17 protein-coding genes and 1 tRNA gene are annotated in these 18195 nt (G+C 36.3%); 13 read left to right on the top strand and 5 right to left on the bottom strand.

Annotated elements, in window-relative coordinates; genetic code table 11:
* Positions 1-88: 88 nt before the first annotated feature.
* The 4 genes from gldL (at position 89) to ACN0WI_RS02410 (ending at position 4393) form a co-directional block, all read left to right on the top strand.
* Positions 89-751: a gliding motility protein GldL gene (gldL, locus tag ACN0WI_RS02395; protein WP_417885015.1), complete on the top strand. Its 663-nt coding sequence runs from the start codon at positions 89-91 to the stop codon at positions 749-751.
* A gap of 42 nt (positions 752-793) precedes the next feature.
* Entirely contained in the window at positions 794-2350 is a 1557-nt protein-coding gene (gene gldM / locus ACN0WI_RS02400; protein ID WP_417885016.1) for a gliding motility protein GldM, read from the top strand.
* Positions 2351-2390: 40 nt separating this feature from the next.
* Complete coding sequence (gene gldN, locus ACN0WI_RS02405; RefSeq protein ID WP_417885098.1) at positions 2391-3254, top strand: gliding motility protein GldN; 864 nt, start codon at positions 2391-2393, stop codon at positions 3252-3254.
* 80 nt (positions 3255-3334) lie between these two features.
* Positions 3335-4393, top strand: coding sequence for an NAD(P)/FAD-dependent oxidoreductase (locus ACN0WI_RS02410; RefSeq protein WP_417885017.1), 1059 nt, complete (start codon positions 3335-3337; stop codon positions 4391-4393).
* Here the strand turns inward: ACN0WI_RS02410 and ACN0WI_RS02415 are convergent.
* Positions 4390-4782: a DUF983 domain-containing protein gene (locus ACN0WI_RS02415; protein WP_417885099.1), complete on the bottom strand. Its 393-nt coding sequence runs from the start codon at positions 4780-4782 to the stop codon at positions 4390-4392. The two genes, ACN0WI_RS02410 and ACN0WI_RS02415, sit on opposite strands and share 4 nt — an antisense overlap.
* 71 nt (positions 4783-4853) lie before the next feature.
* Between ACN0WI_RS02415 and ACN0WI_RS02420 the strand changes: the two genes are divergently transcribed.
* The 3 genes from ACN0WI_RS02420 (at position 4854) to ACN0WI_RS02430 (ending at position 7191) form a co-directional block, all read left to right on the top strand.
* Positions 4854-6776 carry an ABC-F family ATP-binding cassette domain-containing protein gene (locus tag ACN0WI_RS02420; RefSeq protein WP_417885018.1) on the top strand — a complete coding sequence of 641 codons (1923 nt, stop codon included), beginning with the start codon at positions 4854-4856 and terminating at the stop codon, positions 6774-6776.
* Between the two features lie 40 nt (positions 6777-6816).
* Entirely contained in the window at positions 6817-6999 is a 183-nt protein-coding gene (locus tag ACN0WI_RS02425) for a CPXCG motif-containing cysteine-rich protein (RefSeq protein WP_417885019.1), read from the top strand.
* A 119-nt stretch (positions 7000-7118) separates the two neighbouring features.
* Positions 7119-7191: transfer RNA gene (locus tag ACN0WI_RS02430), tRNA-Met, on the top strand.
* Between the two features lie 151 nt (positions 7192-7342).
* Here ACN0WI_RS02430 and ACN0WI_RS02435 read toward each other — a convergent pair.
* Positions 7343-8605, bottom strand: coding sequence for a type II toxin-antitoxin system HipA family toxin (locus tag ACN0WI_RS02435; RefSeq protein WP_417885020.1), 1263 nt, complete (start codon positions 8603-8605; stop codon positions 7343-7345).
* A complete protein-coding gene (locus ACN0WI_RS02440) occupies positions 8605-8925 on the bottom strand; it encodes a helix-turn-helix domain-containing protein (RefSeq protein WP_041579188.1) in 321 nt (106 codons plus the stop codon). The genes ACN0WI_RS02435 and ACN0WI_RS02440 overlap by 1 nt, the downstream gene beginning before the upstream one ends.
* A gap of 792 nt (positions 8926-9717) precedes the next feature.
* Between ACN0WI_RS02440 and ACN0WI_RS02445 the strand changes: the two genes are divergently transcribed.
* The 6 genes from ACN0WI_RS02445 (at position 9718) to ACN0WI_RS02470 (ending at position 14267) form a co-directional block, all read left to right on the top strand.
* A complete protein-coding gene (locus ACN0WI_RS02445; protein WP_417885100.1) occupies positions 9718-10062 on the top strand; it encodes a single-stranded DNA-binding protein in 345 nt (114 codons plus the stop codon).
* A gap of 75 nt (positions 10063-10137) precedes the next feature.
* Entirely contained in the window at positions 10138-10587 is a 450-nt protein-coding gene (locus ACN0WI_RS02450; RefSeq protein WP_417885021.1) for a JAB domain-containing protein, read from the top strand.
* Positions 10588-10597: 10 nt separating this feature from the next.
* On the top strand, positions 10598-10795 hold the full coding sequence (locus ACN0WI_RS02455) for a hypothetical protein (protein WP_417885022.1): 198 nt from the start codon (positions 10598-10600) through the stop codon (positions 10793-10795).
* A gap of 431 nt (positions 10796-11226) precedes the next feature.
* Entirely contained in the window at positions 11227-11628 is a 402-nt protein-coding gene (locus ACN0WI_RS02460; protein ID WP_417885023.1) for a BfmA/BtgA family mobilization protein, read from the top strand.
* Positions 11629-11639: 11 nt separating this feature from the next.
* Entirely contained in the window at positions 11640-12671 is a 1032-nt protein-coding gene (gene mobB, locus ACN0WI_RS02465) for a MobB family relaxase (protein WP_417885024.1), read from the top strand.
* 15 nt (positions 12672-12686) lie between these two features.
* Entirely contained in the window at positions 12687-14267 is a 1581-nt protein-coding gene (locus ACN0WI_RS02470; RefSeq protein ID WP_417885025.1) for a type IV secretory system conjugative DNA transfer family protein, read from the top strand.
* 88 nt (positions 14268-14355) lie between these two features.
* Here ACN0WI_RS02470 and ACN0WI_RS02475 read toward each other — a convergent pair whose 3' ends face one another.
* Together ACN0WI_RS02475 and ACN0WI_RS02480 are read right to left on the bottom strand one after the other, a co-directional pair.
* Positions 14356-15063: a PP2C family protein-serine/threonine phosphatase gene (locus ACN0WI_RS02475; protein ID WP_417885026.1), complete on the bottom strand. Its 708-nt coding sequence runs from the start codon at positions 15061-15063 to the stop codon at positions 14356-14358.
* Positions 15060-18155 carry a type I restriction endonuclease subunit R gene (locus ACN0WI_RS02480; RefSeq protein ID WP_417885027.1) on the bottom strand — a complete coding sequence of 1032 codons (3096 nt, stop codon included), beginning with the start codon at positions 18153-18155 and terminating at the stop codon, positions 15060-15062. Before ACN0WI_RS02480 ends, ACN0WI_RS02475 begins: the two co-directional genes overlap by 4 nt.
* Between the last annotated feature and the right edge of the window lie 40 nt (positions 18156-18195).

The following is an 18195-nucleotide window of genomic DNA, read 5'->3' on the forward strand; positions in this document are numbered from 1 at the left end:
AGCGGAAGTAATAGTAGGTTAGTCGATTCAGAATCTCCAAATTCTTACAAAAACATTAATCTTATAAAAAATTATAAAATTTAATAGAATGGCAAAATCGAAATCAAAAGCTAAGGTAATGAATATGGTATATGGTCTAGGTGCGGCTGTAGTTATCTTGGGGGCACTTTTTAAAATTATGCACTGGCCGCTTGGAAATGAGATGTTGATCGCTGGTCTTATAACAGAAGCTTTAGTGTTTACTGTATCTGCGTTTGATTCCGTAGATGATGAATATGATTGGTCTTTAGTTTATCCTGAATTAGTAGATGGTAGTGCAGTTGCAACTTCTGTTAATCGAAAAGAAGGTGATGTAGAGCAAGTGAAAGAAACAGAAGGCATGTTGTCTAAAAAATTAGATGATATGTTAAAAGAGGCGAAAATAGATTCTTCATTAATGACTAGCCTAGGTGATAGTATTCGTAATTTTGAAGGAGCAGCAAAAAATATTTCTCCAACTGTAGATGCAATGGCTTCACAGAAAAAGTATAGCCAAGAATTAAGTACTGCAGCTACACAATTAGAGACTCTAAATAGTATTTATAAAGTACAGGTAGAATCAGCTTCTAAACAAGCTGAAATCAATAAAGCTGTTACTGAAAATGCAGGTAAACTGCAAGCTGAGATGGATTCGTTAACCTCAAATATGGCATCTTTAAATGGTGTTTATGGCGGTATGCTTTCAGCAATGAATATTCAGAAGCGAGCTTAACTGAAAATCTACAAACTTTATAATCACTTATAAGAAAAATACATGGCATCAGGAAAACAAAGCCCAAGGCAGAAGATGATTAACCTGATGTATTTAGTGTTTATCGCAATGATGGCACTTAATATGTCTAAAGAAGTTTTAGTTGCATTCGGTCGGATGAATGAGAAGTTAGAAGATTCTAATGCAACTGCTGAAAAACGTAATTCATCAGCTATGCAAGGTTTGCAAGCAAAAGCGAGTGAACAAGCTGAAAAATATGCTGATCTAGCTAAAAAAGCTGAAAAAATTCATCAATTATCACAAAACTTAGACCAGTATATAGCTGGTGTAAAACAAAACTTACTGAAAGAAGTTGATGATAAAACAGATTACCAAGCGATGGATAAAAATATTATCCTAGATGAGAAATTTTTTACTGGAGGGAGAATATCTCCAAGAGGTAAAGAATTTGTTGACAAAATCAGTAATTATAGAAAATCAGTAATCGAAACTTTAGGAGAAGATTATGCGGGTTTAAAAGCAGAGATTAAAAATAAATTTAGTACTGCTGATGAAACTGATAGCGAAGGAATAAAAAAGCCTTGGTTAACCTATAATTTTGAAGGATATCCATTAGTAGCGTCTATCACACAGATGACGCAAATTCAATCTGATGTTAAAACTACAGAAAATGATATTCTTTCTGCAATGCTATCAGGCCAATTGCAAGAAGAGGTTTCTATGAATAATTATTCAACTTTATTAGAAACTCCAAAATCGGCATATTACCAAGGTGAAACTTTTAATGGTTCTATTGTATTAGGAAGAACCGATGCAACAACAAAACCGAATAAAGTAGAATTAACTTTAGATGGAAGGAAATTATCTAATAGTGATTATTCTATTCAAGGTGGTAAAGTTGTTTTAAATGTACCAACTGGAAATGCTGGAAGTCATAAAATTGAAGGACAGTTGATTTTTACTGAAAATGGAGAAGATACTCCTGTTCCTGTAAGTCAAGAATATGCGGTAATTCCTAAGCCTAATTCAGCGACTATCTCAGCAGATAAAATGAATGTTTTATATAGAGGAGTGAAAAATCCATTAACTATTTCTATGGCAGGAGTTCCAGCTAGTAGTATAAGCGTAAGCGCACCTGGAATATCTAGAGTGTCAGGTAGTAGTTACGTAATGGATGTTACTAGCTTGAAGGCAAGAGAGGTTAGTATAAATGTAACAGGAACAATAGATGGTCAAAGTTATCCTTCAAGTTCAACATTTAGAATTAAAGATATTCCAAGTCCTGTAGGTACAGTTCGTGGAGAATCTGGAGCAGTTAAAATGCCTAGAAACAGTTTAGAAGCTTCAGACATAGGTGCAAATCTACCGGATTTCGATTTCAATATAGGATTGAGAGTAACCGGATTTAAATTCAAAGTTTCTGGTCAGCCTACTGTAGTAGTTAACGGGAATCGCTTAAATAGTCAGGCAAAATCAGTACTTCGAAGAGCCTCTCGTGGAGAAACAGTTCAAGTTTATGATATTGAAGCTTCACTATCAACAAACAGTGGTTATCGTTTAAAACAAGTAGCTCCTGTATTTATAGAGCTTACAAACTAAATTTGTGATGAAAGACGTTTTTATGATAAGGAAAATATTAATGCTTAGTTTATGCTGTCTGATAACAATGTCAGGTGTTGCGCAAACAGTAAACATCTTAAATGCTGAAAAGCCAGAAGATATAGGTAAGCCTTTAGGAGATCAAGGTTTAGAAGAAACCAAACCTTTAGAATATGGTTATGTTGGAAATCGAGATATTTTATGGTCTAAAGGAACTTGGGAAATTATAGATTTAGATGAGCGTATTAATTTTCCGTTGTATTATCCAATCGATACATTGAATATATCATCAAATAGAAGATCTTTATATGATGTTTTAATTCGAGCAATTAAAAACGGGAAAATAGAAAATATCTATGCAGATTCTTATTTTACAGAAAAGCGTACTTTAAAAGATATCCAAGCAACTCTTGCTCGTGTAGACACTACTAATTTAGGTATTGAGCAATATAATGCCGGAGAGGAAGTTGATGAGCAGTTTATAGACCGTAGAGAACTTACTTCAGCAGATATTAAAGAGTATAAAATACGAGGGATTTGGTATTTTGATAAGCGACAAGCACAATTGAAATATCGAATTCTAGGAATAGCTCCAAGAGCTCCCGATGTAAACTTTTTAGATAGTGATATGAACGATCTAGTAGACCTTTTTTGGGTATGGTATCCAGATGCTAGACAAGTTTTATTTGATGCAAAAGCTTACATGGGTAATAATAATACAATCTCTTTTGATCAGTTATTAAATGCCCGTCGTTTTAATTCTATTATCTATAAAGAAGATAATGTTCAAGGAGATCGTTCAATAAATGATTATATAGTAGATAATAGTTTTATGCAGCTATTAGAATCTCAGAGAATTAAAGAAGAAATTCGAAATTTTGAGCAAGACATGTGGAATTATTAATATCTACATAAATAATATAATGTAAAAGCGCCTTTTTTAGGCGCTTTTTTTATGCTTACTTTGTAGTAAAATAAAATAGAATGTACGATTATATTGTAGTTGGCTTTGGTTTAAGTGGTTTATGTATTGCTGAACAATTAGAGAAAAAAGAACGTTCTTTCTTGGTGTTTGAAGATAATTCTTTAACATCTTCTAAAGTAGCTGGCGGAATTTATAATCCGGTTATTTTAAAACGTTTTACATTAGCTTGGGAAGCCGATAAGCAATTAAAATATGCCATTCCTTTTTATAAAGCATTAGAGGAAAAGTTTAGTACAGCCTTTTTACAATCTTTTTCTATACATCGTAGGTTTCATTCTGTAGAAGAACAAAATCAATGGTTCGAAGCAACCGATAAGCCTCGATTAACTCCGTTTTTAAGTCCGCAGTTAGTAAAAGATTTAAATTCAAATATAAAAAATGAATTTTCTTTTGGTAAAGTACAGCAAACCGGAGCTCTTGCTACCGAGAAGCTAATAGATACTTATGCTAGCTACTTACAAGAAAAAAAACAGTTAGAATATTCTAGTTTCGATTACAATCAATTAGAACTCTTGGAAAATTCAGTCATATACAAAGGTATCGAAGCAAAAAACATTATTTTTTGTGATGGTTTTAATATAACCAAAAATCCTTATTTTGATTATTTACCAATACGAGGAAATAAAGGGGAGTATATTATAATTAAATCTCCTCAACTTCAATTAAAACAAGCCGTAAAATCTTCTGTTTTCATTATTCCATTAGGAAACGATTTGTATAAAATAGGAGCGACCTATAACCATCAGGATAAAACTCAAAATCCTACTCAAAATGCTAAAGAGAAATTAGAAAAGCAATTATCTGAGGTAGTAAAATGTGATTTTGAAGTTGTAGATCAGGTAGCAGGTATACGCCCGGCAACTAAAGATCGTAGGCCAATGTTAGGAAAACACCCTAAGCATAATAGCCTTTTTGTTTGTAATGGTTTTGGAAGCCGAGGTGTGCTTATTGCACCACTAATTTCAGAACAACTTTTAAATTTTATAGAGGAAGATATTCCTTTATCTCCTGAAATAGATATTGATCGCTTTACAAAAAAGCATTTTCAAAATGCTTAATTTGAATTTTTTTTAGCTGCATTTTTATTATAATTCAAGAAGAAATTAATCCAAATATTTCTAGATAATCGCATAATTATTGGCATAAAAAAGATTAATGTTCCCACAATAGCTAAAAAAGAAGCAACTAAACCGCCTCCTAAAAAAACATGTGAAATAATAAAAGCAGCTACAGAAAAAGCAACCCCAAGTGCATAGCTTACATACATGGCGCCATAAAAAAAGGATGGTTCTATTTTGTATTTTGTTCCGCAATGCGAACAATGGTCGTGCATTTCGTAAACTTTACCTAATTTATACGGGTTCTTTTCTTTGTACATGCTTTCTTCTTGACATACAGGACAAGCTCCTGTAAAAATGCTGTATAGTTTAGTTCCTTTAAGCATGATAAATATATATTTTTTTTGATGTACAAATTTAAGCATCTTTGCAGGAAATCTAAGATACTTTTTATACAATAATGCTTAATATACATCAACTTTCAGTTTCCTTTCAAGGAGAATATTTATTTCAAGAAATTAGTTTTCGCTTAGGAGCAGGAGACCGTATAGGCCTTGTTGGTAAAAACGGTGCCGGAAAATCTACTTTGCTTAAGATTATTGCTGAAGAACAAGAGTACGATACTGGCCAGATAGCTAAGGATAAAGAGCTTAATATTGGTTTTTTAAAACAAGATATAGATTTTGTTCAAGGCCGAACTGTTTTAGATGAAGCTTACCAGGCTTTTGAAGCTATAAAAAGTTTAGAGCTTCAAATGGATGAAATTAATCATCAGTTAGCTACACGAACTGATTACGAAAGTGATTCGTATACCGAACTTATACAAAGTTTAACCGATATCACCCATCAATATGAAATAATTGGAGGCTATGCTTATCAAGGTGAAACTGAAAAAGTATTATTAGGTTTAGGTTTTAAACGAGAGGATTTCGATAAACTGACCGATACTTTTTCCGGTGGTTGGCGTATGCGTATAGAGTTAGCTAAACTTCTACTTCAAAATAACGATTTACTCTTATTAGATGAGCCAACTAACCACTTAGATATCGAAAGTATTATTTGGTTAGAACAGTTCCTTAATAATTATTCGGGTTGTGTAGTATTAGTATCCCACGATAAAATGTTTTTAGATAATGTTACTAACCGAACTATAGAGATTTCTCTTGGGAAAATTTACGATTATAAAAAACCGTATTCTGAGTATTTGGTTTTAAGAAAAGAATTACGAGATCAGCAATTAGCAGCTCAAAAAAATCAGCAAAAAGAAATTGAGCATACTGAAAAGTTGATTGAAAAATTTCGTGCGAAAGCAACAAAAGCTTCTATGGCTCAATCTTTAGTCAAAAAGTTAGATAAAATAGATCGTATTGAAGTAGATGAAGATGATAATGCAGTAATGAATATTTCTTTTCCTGTTTCCGTACAGCCGGGAAAAGTTGTTGTAGAAGCTCATCATGTAGGTAAAGCTTATGGAGACCATCAAGTACTTCGTGATATAAATTTATTGATAGAGCGAGGAAGTAAAATTGCATTTGTAGGACAAAACGGTCAAGGTAAAACCACTTTAGCTAAAATAATTATAGATGAGCTTTCTCATACCGGGGAGTTAAAACTAGGACATAATGTTCAGTTAGGGTACTTCGCCCAAAATCAAGCTGATTATTTAGACGGAGAGAAAAGTATTTACAATACAATGGTAGATGCTGCTAACGAAACTAACCGATCTAAGGTTAGAGATATGTTGGGGTCTTTTTTATTTAGAGGAGATGAAGTTGATAAAAAAGTAAAAGTCCTTTCCGGAGGAGAACGGAACCGTTTAGCACTTTGTAAAATGCTATTGCAGCCTTTTAATGTATTAGTGATGGATGAGCCTACCAATCACTTAGATATTAAATCTAAAAACGTATTAAAAGATGCCTTAAATAATTTTGAAGGAACCCTTATTTTGGTTTCTCACGATCGAGATTTCCTACAAGGTTTAACAAGTACAGTGTACGAATTTCGTGATCATAAGATAAAAGAATATTTAGGAGATATCGATTATTATTTAGAACAGAGAAAGCTAGAAGATATGCGTGCCGTAGAAAAGCGCGACAAGAAACCTAAAGCTAGTGTTCAGAAAGGAATAACGAAAGAAAAACAATCGTACGGAGATCAAAAGCAACTAAAAACACTTAATAATAAATTGAGTAAAATAGAATCTAAAATCACTAAAATTGAGCGAGAACTTAAAAATAAAGATCATGAGCTTGCTACAAATTATGAGAAAACAATAGCTCAGCCTCACTTTTTAGATAATTATAATGCTCAAAAGAAACAACTAAAGCAATTCACTACAGAGTGGGAAGATTTACTTCTTCAGATAGAAGAATTAGAGCAATAATAAATTTTAATTTATATAACTTTAATTAAAATTCGATAAAATGGAAGAATATTTTTTTCAGTGTCCATATTGTTGGCAAGAAATATCAATATTATTAGACCCTTCCATTGTTAGCCAGACTTATATTGAAGATTGTGAGAATTGCTGTAATCCTATAGAGTTTCATATAGAATTTGAAGAGAACAATCTTCAAGTTTTTGAAGCTCGAAATATAGAACAATAAAAAAATCAGTTTTTTTTATTTTTCCTTTGGAGAAGTAAAAAAGAGTTGTATATTTGCATCCCGATAGCGAAACAATGGCTATCAAGACATACTGAAATAGAGATATTAAAAATATATATCGCGGGATAGAGCAGTAGGTAGCTCGTCGGGCTCATAACCCGAAGGTCACTGGTTCGAGTCCAGTTCCCGCTACTAGCAATGACAAGGCTTCACAGAAATGTGAGGCCTTTCTTTTTTACAAGGGGTACAGAATAGGTACAGAATCACAACGTTTTCGATTTGACATTTCTCTTGATTTCAAATGCTATTATTTTATTGCAAGAAATAGGATTGATGAACTATTTTAATACTTAAATGCATTTTTCATTAATTCCATTTCGTTTCTTGGAATACCTAGATCCGTCGCTATTTGTTCCCATTGGGCTATATTCTGACCAATTGTATTGATAATAGCATCGGCCTCTTTTTCTTTTAACCGAAAATATGGAGCTACTTCTCGTACAAGGTCAAAATCCAACGCATTATCGGTTTCTGAAATATTAAGTTTTAAACCAGTACCGTTCGGGGTTGGATTAATATCATAAGCCGGCGAAAGTATCCAGCCCGAATCCCTCAAAAGGAATCCGTGATTGCGAAGATGATCGTCGGTATTTGATATGGCTATATTAAAAACAATGCGGCTCCATAATTTTTTGAGATCGTTATCAACGTTAGTTCCATGCTGCATCAAAAATTCCACAAGCTCCAAATAACTAACCCCATCTTGATAGTCCGTTCCATCAGTATATCCTAATAAGGTCATTGCAGAAGCAAAGTGAATACGGGTACCAGCGTTGTTACGATCAAATCGTTGTGTTAGAAATGTATGTTGATGGTGTGAGAATTTTTGTATCCTTGACGGTGCCATTTCAATACCAGATTGAATGGCAAGCTGATAGGCAAGCATTTCCCAAGCGCCCATATCCTGACGATCATTTTGACTTGGGAATTTAGCAATCCATAAACTTCCGTCAGTATCCCGAATGTTTGCCTTGGGTCTTGCACCTCCCAAAGAAGATCCTGGTGCCATTAGCATATTTAGCCATTTTAGGTATTCTGGATTGTCAGGGGCATCTTCTTTTTCTAGTTGTAAGCTGGCAAATTCAAGATCCCGAAGTGCAGCAAAAGGTGGTGCGGCCATCGCTTCATCATCATCTAAAAATGCACCATCGGACGTTGTTTTAAAACGAAGTCCTCCCATTCTGTTATTATCATAAACTCCGAGTAGGTAATCCGATTCCATTAAAGTGTTAGGCCGGCGTTCTTCTTTCCTAGCTTTAGCAGCCTCTTTACGCATCATTAGAACTCGACCCCATCGATCAGGTGAGGAATCCAAGAAAATACCGAAATTGGATTTCTCATCAGTCAGGTACTGGGCTCCTTCGAATAATTGTAAATCTGGATCTATGATCTGGGCATAATCCGATTGTAACCATTCTTTAGCATATTCAAAGGAAAATATTTCTTTTCCTCTAGATGGCGTAGCATATAAACTCCCCATTAAGAATGGAGCTTCAATTCCATCCCAATGCGCATATACCAATATTTCTTTTCGTTCCTGTGTCATTATTTCTTGGTATTTTTTGGACCACGTTCTTTAACGGTTAGATCGGCATCCTGTATTTTTCTACCCAATGTATCATCTTTGGCCAAAAGCAATATATCCTTCTCCAATCCTAATACTAATAAAACCTGTAGAATAATACCTAAAGAAATTGAAGGACTTCCTTTTTCTAGGGAAGAAAGTGTAGGACGGGAAATCCCTGCCCGCTCTGAAACCTGATCCATCGTTAGTTTCCTGCGTAAGCGTGCCAACTTGATATTTTCTCCCACTGCTTGTAAAAGCTTCTGGTTTTTAGGTAGTAGTATAAGGCTATTTCTAGGCATAACGTTAAATATTTTTTACAAAAATAGCTAAAAAAGTAAATAGTATTTTACGCTATTGAAAAAAATAATAAAAGGAGCTTAATTTTGTGCCAAAAAAAGTATTTTTTTAGGACAATTGAATTTGTTACATATATTTTCCACTATAGCGTATAATTAGCCCATAAAGCATTATTCTTTTATTGAGTTCACTCAGCATATTCCCCTCATCTCGCAAAAAGCTACATTCCGGGCAAAAAGCTTCCCTATAGAAGTCTTGAACACCATCCCCAATTTCTCCTTTTCATTCCGTTAACCCTTCCCGATGCTCTGGGAAGGAACACTACATTCCCAATCCGAAATCGGGAACGGAGTCCGCTCCATCGGAATTCCATTTAATCATTTGGTGTCGCTTCCTATGTATTGGTACTTCACAAAAGCCTTTAGACCTACTCCCGCACCCTCACTGTCCCTCCCTTTTTTTGACAGCAAAATACCAACATTTGGAAGTTGAACGGATTGCATAAGCCAGTCGTGCCTCCTTTTTATAAATCCTTATCAATTCCAAATATTGAAAATGTATCAGCAACAAAAAAAGGTAACAGCGAGGGCGCTATGGGAAGTAAATCTAAAATGAATCTTATGAAATCGTACAAAAACATCAAAAAGGAAGCGGCACCAAAAAAAACAAAAAAGGAAAACGCTCAAGATATAATAAGTAAATCACTTCAAAAAAATAGAAACGCAAACTTTCTGAATGGTTCAGATAGTAATATTAACCTGCCTGTCGGCAGACAGGTCTTTAAATATTTTATTATGAGTACTTTAAAAAATCACGTACAGTTAATCGGAAACGTTGGACAAGAGCCAACCATCACCAACCTTGAAAGCGGAAAAAAAGTAGCTCGTTTTTCAGTTGCCACCAACGAGGTCTACAAAAACAACAAAGGCGAAAAAATACAGTCCACCGACTGGCATACCGTTGTAGCTTGGGGCAAGACTGCCGAGATTATCGAAAATTATGTAGGCAAAGGAAAGGAAATCGCCCTAACGGGAAAACTACGAACCCGAAGTTATACCACGGATGACGGCAACCAACGCTATGTAACCGAGGTTGAAGCTAATGAAATTCTATTACTTGGAAGCAAAAGCGATAAGTAATCCTTAAAATTTAAGAGGACGTTCCCTTGGAAAGTTGCGCCCTCTTATTCATCATTCACAAATAATTGAAAAACAATGAAAAGCAAAGTTAATGAAATAGCCATAAGTTACAGCGGAAGCACCAAAGCAAATTTACTTCCCAAGATCACCTGTTCCCAGAGTGCAGCAGATTTAGCCTATAATCATTGGAACAAAGAAACAATCGAACTATACGAAACCTTTAAAATACTTTTGCTTAATAATGCCAATAAAGTCAAAGGGATTTATGAGGTTTCCAATGGGGGGATTACCGGCACTTTAGTAGATGTCCGCATCCTGTTTGCCGTCCTTTTAAAGAGCCTTACTACGGCAGTTATTTTACTACATAACCATCCGAGTGGAACTTTAAAACCAAGTGAAGCCGATAAACGCCTGACCCAAAAAATTAAAAAGGCTGGAGAGTTGTTTCATATCAAAATTTTAGACCATTTAATACTGACTCCCGATGGCGATTACTACAGTTTTGCAGATAACGGAATCCTATAAATTGAAAGCTATGATCTATCTAAATTTTACAGACTTGAGCAAGGAAGCTCAAAACCGACTTTTGGAAAATTCCAAGAAGGATGTGGAACGAAAATTTGGGAATGAAATCCGTAAATACGTTAAGGAATATTACACCAGTTTTGAAACGATGATTGAAGAAGAAGCCATACGGAATTTGTATTCTTATACTTTTGTATTCAATATTTAATTTTTAAAAATTTATCAGGAAAACACCGCTATATTGTAGTGGTGTTTTTTTGTTGGATTTGTTCTAATTCCATAAAAATCATTATCTTTAGTTTGCTGAAATTCAGCATTCAATTTTACGTAGGGTTATCCTTTTTTTTGACTTTCGCCGATAACCGTACCCATCGAAAAATAACATAACAGGAAATTATTTTCCTCAAAATGGCAATTGGATTTTGATCCAAATTGTACGAAATTTTGTTCGCCTGGGGCGAACGAAAAGGAGTAGCAAGAGGGTAACACGCGATGCGATGTTTAGGACTCTTTTTTATTTTTAAATCACTGATTTTTAGTGATTTGAAAGAATGCTAAATTCCCGACCTTCTACAATTTGCGACAAATGCCCTGTAAACGCCCATTTTTAGGGAATGATTTGCGACAAATCGGCGAATTATGGACTCATTTATCGGTATCAGGTTTAAAAAGGAAACAGCGAAACGTTTTCAGGAATTTTCAAGAACACACTTCAAATCACACACCGAGGCATTGGAAACAATGCTCGACTTTTTCTTCTATAACGAGATCTCCCCAAAAGAGAAATTAGGGCCTACTGGAAGGACCATCGAAGCGAAACTTTTAAAAAGAATCAATGCGGTAATCGCCATAATGCGGGATGTGGAAAAAACACAAACCAAACCGACTGCGGCAATGATTCAATCGCTGTTTGAAATAGAAGAACCCAAAAAGAAACCCTTGATTGTGGAAAAGAAATATGCCGAAGAACCACCTAAAGTAAGCCTGCCTGCCGGTGAGGCAGGATTTCAGGAAAAGAAAAATCATCATAACGAACACTAAATTTTTGAGCTATGTATATTACGATCACACCTCAAAAACTGGGAGGGCATTATTCACCAGGTTCAGGCGATTTTGTCGGTTACCTGGAAAAGGAAAACGAAGGCTTAGAGCCTTCTGAAATGGAGCATTTTTTTAATCAATATGATGATCAAATTTCCGCTGAAGAAGTAGTCAAAGAAATTGATGGCAACACTGCTAAACTGAAAAAGAACGAACCTAAATTCTATTCCATTACGGTCAGCCCTTCCAGATATGAGCTGAAACGATTGCAGAATAGCAGCGAAGATTTAAAAAAATATACCCGGGAACTGATGAAGGATTATGTAGCCTCCTTTAACCGTGAAATCAACGGACGACCTATTCGTATTGAGGATATTAAGTATTATGCAAAAATAGAACACCAACGCACCTTTAAGGGAACGGATCGGCAGATCAAGGAAAACCAGCCCTATGCCACTCAAATCCTTGAGCTTAAAAATGAGATTCGACAATTGAAAGTACAGAGCAGGGAAGGGGAAATTAAATCCCTACAACGAAAGATCTCCAAATTAGAAAGGGAAGCGCCCCATCAGCAGTATGGGCAGCGAATCGTTCAGGGAATGCCAAAAGCAGGAAACCAAAGTCATATTCATATCATCGTAAGCCGAAAGGATGCCTCCAATACCTTTAGCCTTTCCCCGGGAAGCAAGCATAAGGCATCGGAAGTCGAGATGCACGGGAAGAAAGTAAAACGGGGCTTTGACCGTGATAGGTTTTTCCAGCGAGCAGAAAAGACTTTTGACAAAACTTTTGGCTATCAAAGGAACTTCGCTGAGACCTACAAAGCTCGAAAGGATTTCATCAAGAATCCGAAAGTCTATTTTGCATCCCTGATGAAATTGCCCACCAATGAAAAGGCGATTGCTTTTAGAATGATGAGAGAAAGTGGTGTTCCGATGCTGCCCAGTATTCCGGTTTCTCAAGCGCAATTGGCAATGAAAGTTTTGAACCGCTTACGCCGGGGTGTGGAAGTAGCTATCAAATCAAGTTCCATAGGTATTTAATTTAATTCTAATAGTATGTTTGTAGATCATCTCTTTACCATTCTTTCCATCATAGGGCTGACCAGTGCTTTATTTTATGGTGGGTATCGACTTTCCAACTATGCATTTTGGGTAAACAACCTGTTATTGTTTGCATTGTCTTATTTTTTACAAGCTTCCAATAATTTGATTTTAGTATTGTTGAATGTGACCTGTCCGCTTTTGCTAATCCACACGGCATTGTATGTTTTCTTGCATAAAAGGGAAAACTCAAAAAAAAGTGACCATAGGTACCAAGTTGATTTTGCCACAACCAACGGAAGTTTCAAACTGGACAATATTAAACGTGGGGCATCCATCATCGGCTCTGCCGGAAGCGGAAAAACCGAAAGTGTGGTGTATGGATTCCTAAAACATTTCCGGAAAGAAGGTTTTTGTGGTATCATCCACGATTATAAGGATTTTGAACTGACGGAAATGGCGTATCCACTTTTTAAGGATGGGGATATTCCGTTTAAGGTGATTTCCTTAGATAAAATCATACATCGGGTCAATCCCATTGCACCTCGCTATTTAGAGAATGAGGAAAGTGTGAATGAGGTGTCCCGGGTACTCATCGAGAATTTATTGGAGCAACGGGAATCGGGAACAAGCGGTACAACTAAATTTTTCAATGATGCTGCGGAAGGTTTGATTGGGGGATTAATCTGGAAACTCAAAACGACCTACCCCCAATTCTGCACCCTTCCACATTTAATTGCTATTTATCAATACCTGGACACCGACAGCCTGATAAAGTTTCTGGAAACTAACACCACATCAAGGGCAATGGCAGATGCCTTTATTAGCGGCAAGGATTCGGAACGGCAAACTGCCGGGGTAAAAAGTACTCTGGCCAATGCACTGAAACGCATCAGCACGCAACGGATTTTTATGGCCTTGTCCGCAGATGAAGTGCCGCTTAATATCAATAGTGAAGAAAATCCTGAGGTAATTTCAATCGTCAATAATCCCAAATTTGAAACATCCTATTCGCCAGTGATTGCTACCGTTGTCCATACCATTACCAAACAAATGAGCGTGCGGAATTCCAAACCTTCATTTCTGTTAATGGAAGAAGCACCGACGATACGTTTACTCAATATGCACCGTATTCCGGCGACACTTCGGAGCTATAATATTTCTACGGTATATGTGATGCAGGACAAGATCCAAAACGATATGATGTATGGAGATAAAGCGAGTAAAGCGATATTAAGCAATCTTTCCTATCAGTTCTTTGGAAAGGTCAACGATCCGGACACCGCAAAATATTATGAACGCTTTTTTGAGATTATAAAAGACCCAACAAAGAGTGTGAGCCGTGGGCATAACCTTGATTTTGATACACGGATTACTACTGGTGAAAAAGAAATTCCAAAAATCAGGGCGGATGTTTTCTTTCGTTTAAAACAAGGGGAATTTATTACCTACGCAGATGGAGAAGACAAAAAAGTACAATTTAAATTAGCCAAGATTAAAAGGGGATTACCTGAAGAATCAAAGCAGTTTTCTCAGACTGATCTGGAAACTAATTTTGAGCGGATTTATGAAGAAGCGAGGTCTATATTTGAGTAGTAAATTTAATTATTGTTATGGGATTTTTGAATTCGGGACGCACTGTGTCCCGAAAATTTTTAACTTATTTACGAGGATTTAATTTACCTCAATCAAAACCTTCTATTAAAATCAAACTAGCATTATCACTCGCTTCTTTTTGAATTCTTTGGTCAATAGTTGCAAAGAGAGCATCGGTTGACTCCTCTTTATTGAGTAAGTATTGAAGCGTGTTTGGATCTATGATGTTGTGAACACCATCCGAACAAATAAACAATTTGTCTCCTTTATTGAAGGTGAGTTCGTGATAGGAAGGCACAGATTTCTTAACATCACCTTGAATAGAACGGGTAACAATATGGTTATATTTAGATAAATTTACCCTACCATTTGAATTGTCAGTTTCATAAAGCTCATTCCTTAGATTATGTGATTTGCTCTCAAAGCAAAGTTTGCCTTTTGAATAATGAAGAATTTTCACATCTCCCACCCAAAACGTCTTAGCGGTTTTTTTTGAGATTAGTATTCCGCCAAGGGTAGATCCAAGTTTTGATTGATGTTGTTCTTGGTATTGGCATAAAGCTAAGTTTGCTTTGTTTATGGCCTTATGAATGACATTTACGTTAAATTGATCGCTATTGGATAGGAAAGTAGTCAAGCTGTCAATAACCATTTCCGCAGCGATATCACCATCGTCATATCCTCCCATTCCGTCTGCAACTATATAGAGATATGAATGAGTACCAATTTTCTCAGCCAATATTCGGTCTTGATTGGTTTCTCGCTTTCCAATATGTGATATTACTTTAGATTTCATTTATTTGTCGGTACATCCAATTGAACCATCCGTTTCAGCGTATCGAAAAACGCTTGTTGAAAGGCGCTATCTTGGGTGTGCAATTTATAGAGTTCCAGTTCATTTTTTCTTTGTCTGGACAACACTTCCTGAATAATGCGACGTAAAGCAATATCGCTGTTTTGTTCGTCTGGGTTTAGTTTAACCTTTTCTTCGAAGTCTGGATGAGCTTCCACAAATTTCTGCAAACTCAGCATTTTAACGCGTTGTTCCTCTGGGGTAGCATCCCAGCCTTGAAAATAACGTTCGTTAAAAGTTTTGATGATGGCTTCCAGTTCATCTTCTTCGTTTTCTCCGTGAGCGCCACGAATACTTGGGTTCTGCGGATCGAGTTCTGAGTCACTTTCGTCCAAACCTATTTTTACTCCTATTTTATCACGCTGTTCCAATCCATAAGTCGCCAAGTCAACGGCATCCAATAATTTGTCCAAGTCGTCTTCATCGGGGTCTTTCACAATCATTTTAGGGATAAGAAACTTTAAGAACCAATATAGCATTTCCCATTCCGGATTATTGAAATCCAATAGTGCTGCTACTTGCCCGTAAATTTTAACAAACTGCCGTGCTTTGATTTTATAATCTGCCTTTTGCTTCTGGTCTAACTGCAATTCCACATCAAAACGGGCTTGGGGTTTGCTTAGAGCGGCTCCCAAGGTTTCCGTATCTGCATTTGAAAAGAATAAGTCGTTAAACAGTTCCACTTCAGACCATTCGTAAACACCTTCTTCATCCAAAATCATTTTGGCATCGTGCAACACATTTATATCTGTTGCACTACTTAACGTTGTTACTGTATAATAAGGGTCAAAAGCTTTTTTAATATCCTCTTTGTCATTGAAAAAGTCCAACACAAAAATATCTTCGGTCTTTTTTCCTAGTTTTGGAGCCGAACGGTTTAACCGAGATAAGGCTTGCACAGCCAGTACGCCTTGCAGTTTTTTATCTACATACATAGCGCAGAGTTTTGGTTGGTCAAATCCTGTAAGGTATTTATTGGCGACTACCAAAATACGGTAATCGTCCATATCAAAATAACGTGCAATCTTGTCCTGAATATAATCGGGATCAGATGACTTGGCGGTATCTAAATGCGCAGGTAGATTGTTGACAGATTCTTCGGTTAAAGAAATACCGTCTACTTCTTTTTCTCCTGAGAAAGCGCAGATGGCTCCAAATGGGTTGCCACGCTCTTCCAGCAAACGTTGAATAGCTTTAAAATACCGAACAGCAGACTCAATACTCTGCGTTACGATCATCGCTTTAGCTTTTCCTTTTAGTTTTTTCTTTTGCACAAAGTGCTTTATAAAATGATCCAGCATCACTTCAGCTTTGGTATCTATGGTTTGCTGGTCTTTTTCCACAAATGCTTTTAATTTCTTTTGGGCTTTTTTGGTGTCGAATATCGGGTTTTCTTCTGCCGATTTCGTCAAACGGTAATAGCTTTTAAATGTGGTATAATTGTTCAGTACGTCTAAAATAAAGCTTTCTTCTATGGCTTGTTTCATCGCATACAAATCGAAAGGTTCAAAACTGCCATCGTCTTGTGGCATTCCAAACTTTTCCAACGTACTGTTTTTGGGTGTTGCTGTAAAGGCTAAATAAGAAGCATTGGTTTGCATCTTTCGGGATTGCATCACCTGCGCTATTTTATCTTGAACATCTTCGGCTTCTACTTCAATTGATTCTTGTCCAATAGCCCGGTTTAGGTTGTCTGCCGTGGTGCCCGATTGTGAACTGTGTGCTTCATCAATAATCACTGCAAAACGTTTATCACTTAAATCAGAAATGCCTTCCACGATAAAAGGGAATTTTTGAATCGTAGTAATAATGATCTTTTTACCTTGTTCCAAGCTTTCTTTTAGACCACGACTGGAATAAGCAGGGGCTACAATATTTTTGACTTCCGAAAAACTGCGAATGTTTTCACGAATCTGTCGATCCAATAAACGTCTATCGGTTACGACAATAACAGAATCAAAAATAGGTTTGTCGATTGCTTTTTTACCGGCCACCTCTTCATTTTCTGGATATGCTTCTATCAACTGGTAAGCTGCCCAGGTAATAGAATTTGATTTTCCCGAACCAGCAGAATGTTGAATAAGGTAACGGAAGCCCGTTCCATTTTCGCTCACGTGTGCCATAATTTTTCGAACCACACGCATTTGATGGTATCTAGGGAAAAATAAAGTACGTTTATTTATAGGGTCTTTAGACTTTCCGTCTAAGCGCACAAAGTGTTGAATAATATTAGCTATGCTTTTTGGTTTAAATATCTCTTCCCATAAATAGGCTGTTTTATGACCAAATGGATTAGGTGGATTGCCTTTACCATTTTTATAGCCTTGATTAAAAGGTAAGAAAAATGTATCTGTGCCGTTCAGTTTAGTCGTCATAAATACTTCATCGGTATCGGCGGTCATATGTACAAGACAGCGTCCAAAATTGAGCAGAGTTTCTTTGGGATCACGCTGTTTGCGGTATTGGTTTTGACCGTGTAAGCGTGCATTTTGACCTGTCCATTGATTTTTGAGTTCAAGGGTAATTAGCGGTAAACCATTGACAAAAATTACCATATCAATTTCTTCCCGCGGATTACTTTCTGAATACGGCACTTGGCGGGTTACGCTAAATTGGTTACTTTCAAAATCTTTAGCAACTCTTGCACTGCTACTTCCTAAAGGTAATGGAAACAATAAGGTAAAATGTGCATCATCAACTCCCAAACCTTTTTTGAGTACGTGCAGCACCCCTTGTTTTTTGATAATGCGATCCAAACGTTGCAAGATTTTAAGTTTCCAATCGTTACTACGTTTGAGTTTATCGAGTTCTTCTTCCTGTGTGCTTTCTAGAAAATTCCAAAACCGCTCGGTATCTAGTGCATATTTTGAATCAAAATGAGAACGGTCTCCATTATAATACCCGTTTCTTGTTCTATATACTGCATTAGCTTCTGCAACTGAAGTGCCTTCTTCTTTAAGTGTTTCTAGTGAAACCCCTGTTAAGCATTTTTGGATTGCAGCTTCTAAAGCTTGTTCGTTGGTTTGGTTATTCATTGTAAATGGTTTTCTGAAGTTCAGGTCAAATAAACTATTT

It is taken from the genome of Zunongwangia sp., assembly GCF_048269745.1.
In the GTDB taxonomy this organism is placed as follows: Bacteria; Bacteroidota; Bacteroidia; order Flavobacteriales; family Flavobacteriaceae; genus Zunongwangia.